Annotated in this window: 6 protein-coding genes; 4 read left to right on the forward strand and 2 right to left on the reverse strand. The window is 44.0% G+C overall.

Annotated elements, in window-relative coordinates; genetic code table 11:
• Positions 1 to 101: 101 nt before the first annotated feature.
• Positions 102 to 1,094: a polyprenyl synthetase family protein gene (locus BU200_RS04375; protein WP_075099013.1), complete on the reverse strand. Its 993-nt coding sequence runs from the start codon at positions 1,092 to 1,094 to the stop codon at positions 102 to 104.
• 267 nt (positions 1,095 to 1,361) lie between these two features.
• Entirely contained in the window at positions 1,362 to 3,251 is a 1,890-nt protein-coding gene (locus tag BU200_RS04380) for an NAD(P)/FAD-dependent oxidoreductase (RefSeq protein WP_075099014.1), read from the reverse strand.
• A gap of 214 nt (positions 3,252 to 3,465) precedes the next feature.
• Here BU200_RS04380 and BU200_RS04385 point away from each other — a divergent pair, with 214 nt between their 5' ends.
• The 4 genes from BU200_RS04385 (at position 3,466) to BU200_RS04400 (ending at position 8,340) form a co-directional block, all read left to right on the forward strand.
• Entirely contained in the window at positions 3,466 to 4,005 is a 540-nt protein-coding gene (locus BU200_RS04385) for a Gx transporter family protein (protein WP_075099015.1), read from the forward strand.
• Between the two features lie 229 nt (positions 4,006 to 4,234).
• On the forward strand, positions 4,235 to 5,584 hold the full coding sequence (locus BU200_RS04390; protein WP_075099016.1) for a TrkH family potassium uptake protein: 1,350 nt from the start codon (positions 4,235 to 4,237) through the stop codon (positions 5,582 to 5,584).
• Positions 5,585 to 6,262: 678 nt separating this feature from the next.
• Positions 6,263 to 6,934, forward strand: a complete 672-nt coding sequence (locus BU200_RS04395) for a potassium channel family protein (RefSeq protein ID WP_075099017.1) — start codon at positions 6,263 to 6,265, stop codon at positions 6,932 to 6,934.
• Between the two features lie 56 nt (positions 6,935 to 6,990).
• Positions 6,991 to 8,340 (forward strand): MATE family efflux transporter, encoded by a 1,350-nt coding sequence (locus BU200_RS04400; protein ID WP_075099018.1) that lies wholly within the window; start codon positions 6,991 to 6,993, stop codon positions 8,338 to 8,340.
• Positions 8,341 to 8,471: the final 131 nt, after the last annotated feature.

Below are 8,471 nucleotides of genomic sequence, written 5' to 3' on the forward strand. Positions count from 1 at the left end.
ATACTATCTGCTTTTCTTGACCTGCAGGATAGGCTCCTGCCTTTTAGGCTCGACTTCATCCATAACTCTGGTGAGCTATGTCCCTCACCTCCATACAGGTTCTAAACATAGTAGTCAAGCATCTTCTCAATCAGCCATTTCAAGTCTACTGACCGATCACCTGCTTCCAGCAAGGAAGTCTGTTGCTCCATCTTGCTTAGGTATGCCTGCATCAAGGAGTGAGTCCGCTCCTTGGCCTTGGTCCGATTGATTTTATCCACTATCTGATCCAGCAGTGCTTCTTCTTTACTCCCGATCAGACATAGTACATCTTGACGAATGCTCTTATCCTCTTCCATCGCAAGGAGGAGGGGAGCTGTGTAGATCCCATTTTTAATATCCTGACGAGCAGGCTTGCCTGACTCTTGAGCGGCTAATTGATAATCAATCACATCGTCCCGCAACTGAAAAGCCATGCCAAAGGAACGACCTGCCCGAAATGCAGGAGAGGTTTTCTTGATGGATGTCCCATTTTGTAAACTGCCCAGCTGACAAGCCATGCCGAATAGAAAGGCTGTTTTCCCCTGAATCTGCTTGAGGTAACGTTTCATGCTCATGCTGGCGTCAAACTGGTTCATCAATTGAGCCAATTCCCCTGCTAAAATCCCCTCAATCAATCTCTCATTGAGCGAATCGGTCTCATCTTTTTCAACCTGTATTAGGCGAATGCCCTTGGCTAATAAGCGCCCTGCATAAGCCATGAGGTAGTCACCGGCATAGATCGCAATGCGATTTGAAAATTGACGATGGGCAGCGACAATCCCACGGCGCATCTCTGCCTCATCAATGACATCATCATGGATAAGGGTAGCGAGATGTAACACCTCTACGTAGGCAGCAAAATAAAGTTTTTCTGGCTTGATTTCTCCGTCCACAGCTTGAGCAAATAAAAGGCATAGTCCTGACCGCAAATATTTTCCTGGTGCTTCGATATATTCAACAATTTTTTCACGCACAGCTGGATGAATCATCTTCATCTCTGTCAGCATGATCCGCTTGACCTCTTTTAGTCCGCTTTGTATTTCTGTATGATTCTTCCAAATTTGATGTACCACAATTCTCCTACTTCATCATAGAAAAAGGACTATTCACAAACTGTTCTCCCGTTTTTTGAATAGTCCTCATCATTTTTTATAGCCGTTTAATTTATTTTTATTACTAAGCAACGAGTCGCAGGTACTTGTCTAGTTGATAACTAGACAAGTGATAGATAAGAAAAGTGTAACTTTTCTCAATAGTTCAATTATACAAGACGAGATAACGAGAAACTAAACGACTATGCTCTATGTCAATGATAATGGAATCATGAGAACCACTATTCATTATCCTTTGTCTTTCAAGGTGTAAATATGCTTGGGCTTGCCATAGATCTTCCTATCGAGGAAACGACCCAACCAAGGCATAATCCAGTAATCAAGACCAAAGGAACGACCGGCACCGTTCATCAGTGAGATTGCAACTGGCACGAACCAAATGTTTACCCAATAGAACATGCCTGACAAGCTAAACATGGCAACTAAGGCAACGGTTGCTGCACTGACAATCCATACGAACGCCCCAGCAATCAAGGCAAGACCGATTCCGATTTCAACAATAGTCATGAATTTTTGCATAAAGAGGGCAACTTCTTGGTTTGGCATCATGAATTGCATGATCGACGCAAACCAGTCTGGCATCCCATCTAAGACGGTCATTGGCTGCTCACCGTAGGCATAGCTAAGTCCAAAGATTGCTTCTGCTGTCTCAGTCGCTGCCTGAGAAGCGCCAGACGTTGCTTCAGCAGCTGATGCACCTGATACAGGATCTGCCAACCATGGGAATGGGAAGACAACCTGATCTCCTAGCCATGAAGTAGTTCCAAAGAGACCAAAGGCTTTCTTGATTCCCTCGTAGAGCCATACCGAACCGTAAAAGACACGCAGTGGTGCAGACCAAAGAAGATTTCCTTTGCCTGATGTATGACCACCAAAGATATTGCGTTTATTCTTAATATCAAAGAATTCATGGCGAACATAAGAACCCATATAGAAAAAGCTACGAATGCTGAAGAAATAGAGCAAGTTCACCATGTGCTTCATAAACATTGCCATAAAGCCTGACAAGTGATATTTCCCCATCAAGAAAGCAACACCATAGCGAGAACCGATCGAAACCATGAAGCCGTCGTATTTCCCTTTGTAGCTATGTTTTTCGCCGCCTGTAATCGCAACAATGATATTTTGAGCAGCAGTATGTCCTGTCTGCTCAGCAGCCTGAACGATTTGCGGGGTTGGCTTGCCGTCATTTCCTGGCTCTTCATAGTAAACCAAGTCACCAGCTACATAGACATTTTCCTTGCCTTTAGCTTCCATGTATTCGTTGGCAACCAAGCGACCCGCACGCGCTTTCTCAATGCCAAATTCGCTGGCATCGCTATTCGCTTGTACACCCGCTGTCCAGATAGATGTATAGGTTGGGATTTCACGACCAGATGAAAGGATCAATTTGTCAGCTTCAACAGCTGCAACCCCGTCACCTAGCACCAATTCAACACCTTTTTTCTCAAGGTATTTACGGGTTTTAACTTGCTCTTTCTCAGTGACCATCTGCAAGATGTTTGGCATTGCTTCAATCACTTTGAGAGAGAACTCTGCTGGATCTAGTTTGAATTCACGCGCCAAGATTGGAACCCAATCGATCAGCTCACCGATCATTTCAATCCCCGTAAAGCCTGCACCGATAACGGTGAAAGTCAAAAGGGCGCGGCGTTTTTCTTCGTCATGTTCGCGCATGGCACGGTAGCATGAATCAACGATATGGTCGTGCAAACGCTCTGCTGCTTCGATTGACCAAAGCGTAAAGCCGTTTTCTTTTACGCCCTTGATACCGAAGTCGTTGGCTTCCCCACCCATGGCAAGCAAGAGATAGTCAAATGGAAGTGTTTGGTGTTCTGCAATCACTTCTTTTTTATCATAGTCAATTTCAACAACCTTGTCAGTCACCAAGTCGACTTTTGGATACTTGTTGAAAATACGTTTCAAATCATATTTAATCGCATCTTTTTCCACACGACCAGCTGCTACTTCGTGCAACTCTGTCATGTAGGTATGGAATGAATTTTTATCGATCAAGGTAACGGTTATATCATCGTTTTTCTTGAACTTTTTCCCGAGCAAGCGCGCCGCAGAAATCCCTGCATACCCAGCACCCACTATTACAATGTTTTTAGTCAAAACATAACCTCCGATTAGTTTGTCTGTTTTTTAACAAACTCTATTATACACCTTTTGTTGAGATTGTACAATTGGATGGTTCGCTTTTTCCAACAATTTTACGAAAAGACTTGCATATCTTTTAAAAAACAGATACTATAATGGAAGTAGAAAGGATTGGGCTATCTTGCCTGATTCCCAAGGACTTTCTACCTACTTAGTTAGAGACACAATTATGAATTCAAAAAACCAAACCTTATTATTTATTACCATGCTAGCTGCTCAAGCCGTCGTCATTTCTCTCGTCGAACGACTGATTCCAACCCCCTTTTCCTTTGCTCCCGGAGCAAAATTAGGACTTGGAAACCTGATTAGCTTGATTGCTATTTTCACTCTTCCTGCTAAAGATAGCATCAAGGTCGTCAGTATTCGACTGCTGATTTCAACCTTTTTAGGCGGAACTTTTTCCACCTTTCTCTATGGCTTTGCAGGGGTTACCCTCAGCTATATGGGCATGCTTGCCGCCAAGCAGCTCGGCCCTAAGCGGGTCAGTGCTATCGGAATCTCCATCTTGGGAGGAATGCTCCATAATATCGGCCAGATCATGGTCTTTGCCTGGATTGCCCAATCTTTACTGGTTCTGAACTATCTTCCCATCCTGTCTTTTAGTGGCATTCTTTCTGGATTTTTGGTCGGTCTAACCGCCAACTACCTCTTGCAGAAGGTCGGTCCACTCCGCTATTACAATCAGATCATTTTGGCAGAATGGAAGTAAGAAGCTCTATGCTCACTGACCTGTCTTGCTTATTTGACCAGAAAGCCAGTCTGCTAGGACTAGGGATTATCTGTTAAAAACAAACATAAATCCAACATGATTCTTACAAAAATAACCTTGAACTCGTTGCCGATTCCCAACTATTTTTTGCTAGCAATTGGGCATTTTTAGTATTATTTTTAACAATTTATGCTACACTATTTTTATATCCCAATTACGAGAGAAGATTATGCCTATTTTTCATCTAACATTAAAGCCGAGCCAACGGATTGTCCTGAGTTTTGCAGGTGTCATCCTGATTGGCTCGCTCCTCTTATCTCTGCCAATTTCCCAGCTAGCTAGTTCGGAGGCAAGGTACTGGGACCATCTCTTTACGACTATTTCCATGGTCTGTGTAACAGGGCTCTTTACCGTACCTGTCGCAGAAACCTACAATACGCTCGGCCAGATCATTTGCATGTTACTGATTCAAATTGGTGGCTTGAGCCTAATTAGCTTTATCGGGCTCTTTGCCCTAAGAGGGGGACGAAAACTTAGCTTTATCAATATGGCTACCCTACAAGAAAGTTTTAGCCTAGTAGAAACCAAGCACTTCCGCAGCTTTATCAAATCTGTCTTTGGTTTTACCTTTGCCATTGAAGCCTTGGGAGCCCTCTTCCTCTCTTTCCAGTTCGTCCCAGAATTCGGCTGGCAACGGGGAATCTTTTCTTCGATTTTCCTAGCCATTTCTGCTTTCTGTAATGCAGGCTTTGATAACTTTGGCTCCAGTAGCCTGATCGGCTATGCGACCAATCCCTTGGTCAATCTGACCATTGCTGCACTAATTATCATGGGAGGCCTCGGATTTTCTGTCTGGTTTGACATGCAGACCAAGATTCAAAACCGCTTGAGTTTCCGAAAATTGAGTTTCCACACCAAGGTTGTTCTCACCTTGACCTGTCTCATCCTCTTCATTGGCAGCATTTTGACCCTCCTAACAGAATATAACAATCCTGCAACGCTTGGACCATTGACTCTTCCTCAAAAGGTATTAGCTAGTTTTTTCCAAACAGTCACCATGCGGACAGCAGGCTTTGCATCAATTGACTATACAAAGGCTAATCCTGTCACCCTCTTACTCTATACCTTTCAAATGATGCTTGGAGGAGCACCCGGAGGAACAGCTGGCGGGATTAAAATTACAGCCTTTCTCACTCTTATCCTCTATGCCAGAAGCGAGATTATCGGACTACCCTATACCAACTTCAAGGCGCGGACGATCGATGCTGTCACTATTCAAAAAGCCTTTGCGACCTTTATCGTCTTTATCATGGTCTTTCTCATCGGGCTCTTTGCCATCAGCATGACAGACCCTCAAAAGCCTATGCTCTTTCTCATTTTCGAGGTCATGTCAGCCCTAGCAACTGTCGGGGTAACTGCTAATCTGACCCCCGAACTATCCCAGCTAGGGCAACTCGTCATCATGGCTCTCATGTTCTTTGGGCGGATTGGTCCCATGTCCATTTTGATTAGTCTTTCTGCCCGTAAATTGTCCAAGGAAGAAACGATCCAGTATGCAAAATCTTCTATGATTGTGTAATTGAATTCAGCCTAGGAATAGACTAAATAAAACGAGTGAAACTCGTGTCAAACGCTCTTGTATTTTGTTTAACTGAACTCGGGCTAAAAGCTCGGAAAAAAGATAGACTTCCTTGTGTTCATTGAACACTGCGTCAGTCTCCTATTTTTCAGTCGCTTTTTTACGCCCTCGTATCTTATTTTAACTGAACTCGAGCTACAACTCGCTGACAAAGCGTAGTCAAAAAGTTGAGTAAACTTAGAAAACATCACAGTAGGCATCTGATTGTCGCTAACACGCCAATCTAGTTGCCTTTGTGGGGGTCTCACGACGAAGCGAACCGCTTCTGTTCGACCACCTATTTTGTCTAGGAGTTGCTTCCCCAGTCTAGGGATAGACTGTGGGAGGTTGAAATAAAGCGAGTAAAGCTCGTGTCAAACGCTCTCGTATCTTGTGTAACTGAACTCGAACTAAGCACTGTGTGAAAAAGATAAATTGCCTTGTGTCCTAAGACACAGCGTCAGTTTCCTATTTTCACTTTGTGCTCTTAACGTCCTCGTATCTTGTGTAACTGAACTCGAGCTACAACTCGCTGACAAAAAGACCAATCTCATTGGGTGCGAGACACCCTGCTTCAATTGCCTATTTTGTCTAGGAGTTGCTTAACGCTCTCGTATCTTGATTTAAAAGGAAATGATAATGAAAACTCAAACTATTGGAATTTTAGGTCTTGGTGTTTTTGGAACAACGATTGCCAAAACCTTGCACCATTACGACTGTCATATTATCGCTGTTGACAACCATGCGGATCGGATCAACCAGCTAGAAACGGTTCTAACCAAGGGCATTGTCGGTGATATTACAGACAAGGATTTGTTGCGAGCAGCAGGGATTGACCGTTGTGATACGGTCGTTGTTGCAACTGGGCGCAACCTAGAGTCAAGTGTCCTTGCCGTCCTCCATTGCAAGGCTTTAAATGTCCCTAAGGTGGTTGCGAAAGTAAAGAGCAAGACAGCCAAGGAAGTCCTGCTAAAGATCGGAGCAGACCGTGTGATTTCCCCAGAGAGAGAAACAGGTGTCTCCCTTGCTAAGCACCTCCTCCACCGGGATACAACCGACTTGATTGAGCTAGATGGTGATGTCACGATTATTGAGTTTCATGCGCCACAAAAGTGGATTGGAAAGAGCCTCGCTCAACTGCAATTACGAAAGCACTACAATCTCAATATTATCGGCTTCCGCGATGCAACAACCCATAAATTGAATGTTCAATTTTCACCCGACTATATCTTTAACGAGCAAGAACTGATCATGGCTGTAACTGACAACCATACTGTTGATCACTTTGAGGAATACACCAATAAACTCTAGCCTATCCTTACAGCAGCTCTATATTCATTTCTTCCCCCCTATTTCAAGGAGTTTTTATGCAGGATCTAACCCAAGGCAAACCGATTCGTGTGATTTTGCGTTTTACCTTGCCCCTTTTGATTGGAAGTTTTTTCCAATTAGCTTACAATTTTGCAGATAGTATCATTGTCGGTCACACACTGGGTAAGGTTGCATTTGCCAGTGTCGGATCAACAGGAAGTATCGTCTTTCTCATTCTCGGATTTGCGCAGGGCTTGACCAATGGATTGACCATTGTCACTGCCCAACGTTTTGGAGCCAATGACCTTGAAGGGGTCAAGAAAAGTTTTGTCCATGGTCTCTTTTATTCGATCTGCGTCAGTCTTTTCTTAACTATTTTGGCACTTTCTTTCCTACGCCCACTGCTCATCTTCATGCAGACACCCGAGGAATTGTTGCCACATTCGCAGCAGTTTTTAATAGCCATTTTCGGTGGTACTATTTTCTCTGTCCTCTTTAACTACCTCTCCAACCTGATCCGTAGCCTAGGGGACTCAACTACGCCGCTGATCGCCCTTGTGATCGCCTGCTTTATCAATATCGCCCTCGATTTCCTCTTTATTTTAAATGTTGGTCTGGGTGTATTTGGAGCAGGGCTAGCAACCATTACGGCTCAAGCATTTTCAGTCCTCTATCTGGCTGTTTATATTTATAAAAAAGTCCCCTACTTCCGACTCAAATGGAGGGAAGTTCGCTTAGACAAGGCCAATCTCATCAAGCATGCACAGCTCGGCTTTCCCATTGCTTTTCAAGCCAGTATTATTGCTATTGGTGCCATTACCTTGCAGGTCATGCTCAACCAGCTAGGCACTAATGCGATTGCAGCTCAAGCCATTGCTAGTAAGACCGACCAGCTTGCCATGCTTCCCATGATTAACCTAGGTTTAGCAGTTTCGACCTTTACTGCCCAGAACTACGGCGCTAAGCTCTATCCACGTATTTTAGAAGGATTGAGAAAATCAGTCTTGATCAGCCTTGTTTGGGCCATTCTCTTTGCTATTTTGCTCGTCACTGCCAACCGTTTCTTTTCCCGCCTCTTTCTGGCAGACGGCAATGCAGAAGTCTACCATCTAGCCCTAGCCTATTACATCATCAACGGGGCCTGCTACTGGATTCTGTCTATCCTCTTTGTCCTACGAAGTTTTATTCAAGGATTGGGGAAAGGCTTTGTCCCCACTCTTGCAGGAATAATGGAATTGGTCATGCGGGCAGGTGTTGCCATTGTCGGTCTGACCTATTTCGGTTTCTACGGTGTCGCTGCTGCCAACCCCGCTGCCTGGATTGGGAGTGTCATCGTTTTAGTCCCTAGCAGCATTATTCTAACGAGGAAACTACGACAAGGAAATATAGAAAACCCACCAGCCTGATCAATGATATACTCCCCATATAGTGGACAGTGAAAAAACAAAAATTCACTAGACACTATAAGGGGAGTTTTCACATGTCCAAAAGAAGTCCAAAATCAGTAGAAGAAAAGTTAGAAATTGTTTGCTTATTC

The sequence above is a fragment of the Streptococcus acidominimus genome, from assembly GCF_001921825.1.
Taxonomy (GTDB): Bacteria; Bacillota; Bacilli; order Lactobacillales; family Streptococcaceae; genus Streptococcus; species Streptococcus acidominimus.

Excerpts from the sequence above, each read along its gene's own strand:
- BU200_RS04400 (WP_075099018.1), top strand. The coding sequence starts at position 6,991 with ATGCAGGATCTAACCCAAGGCAAACCGATTCGTGTGATTTTGCGTTTT.
- BU200_RS04390 (WP_075099016.1), top strand. The coding sequence starts at position 4,235 with ATGCCTATTTTTCATCTAACATTAAAGCCGAGCCAACGGATTGTCCTG.
- BU200_RS04395 (WP_075099017.1), top strand. The coding sequence starts at position 6,263 with ATGAAAACTCAAACTATTGGAATTTTAGGTCTTGGTGTTTTTGGAACA.
- BU200_RS04385 (WP_075099015.1), top strand. The coding sequence starts at position 3,466 with ATGAATTCAAAAAACCAAACCTTATTATTTATTACCATGCTAGCTGCT.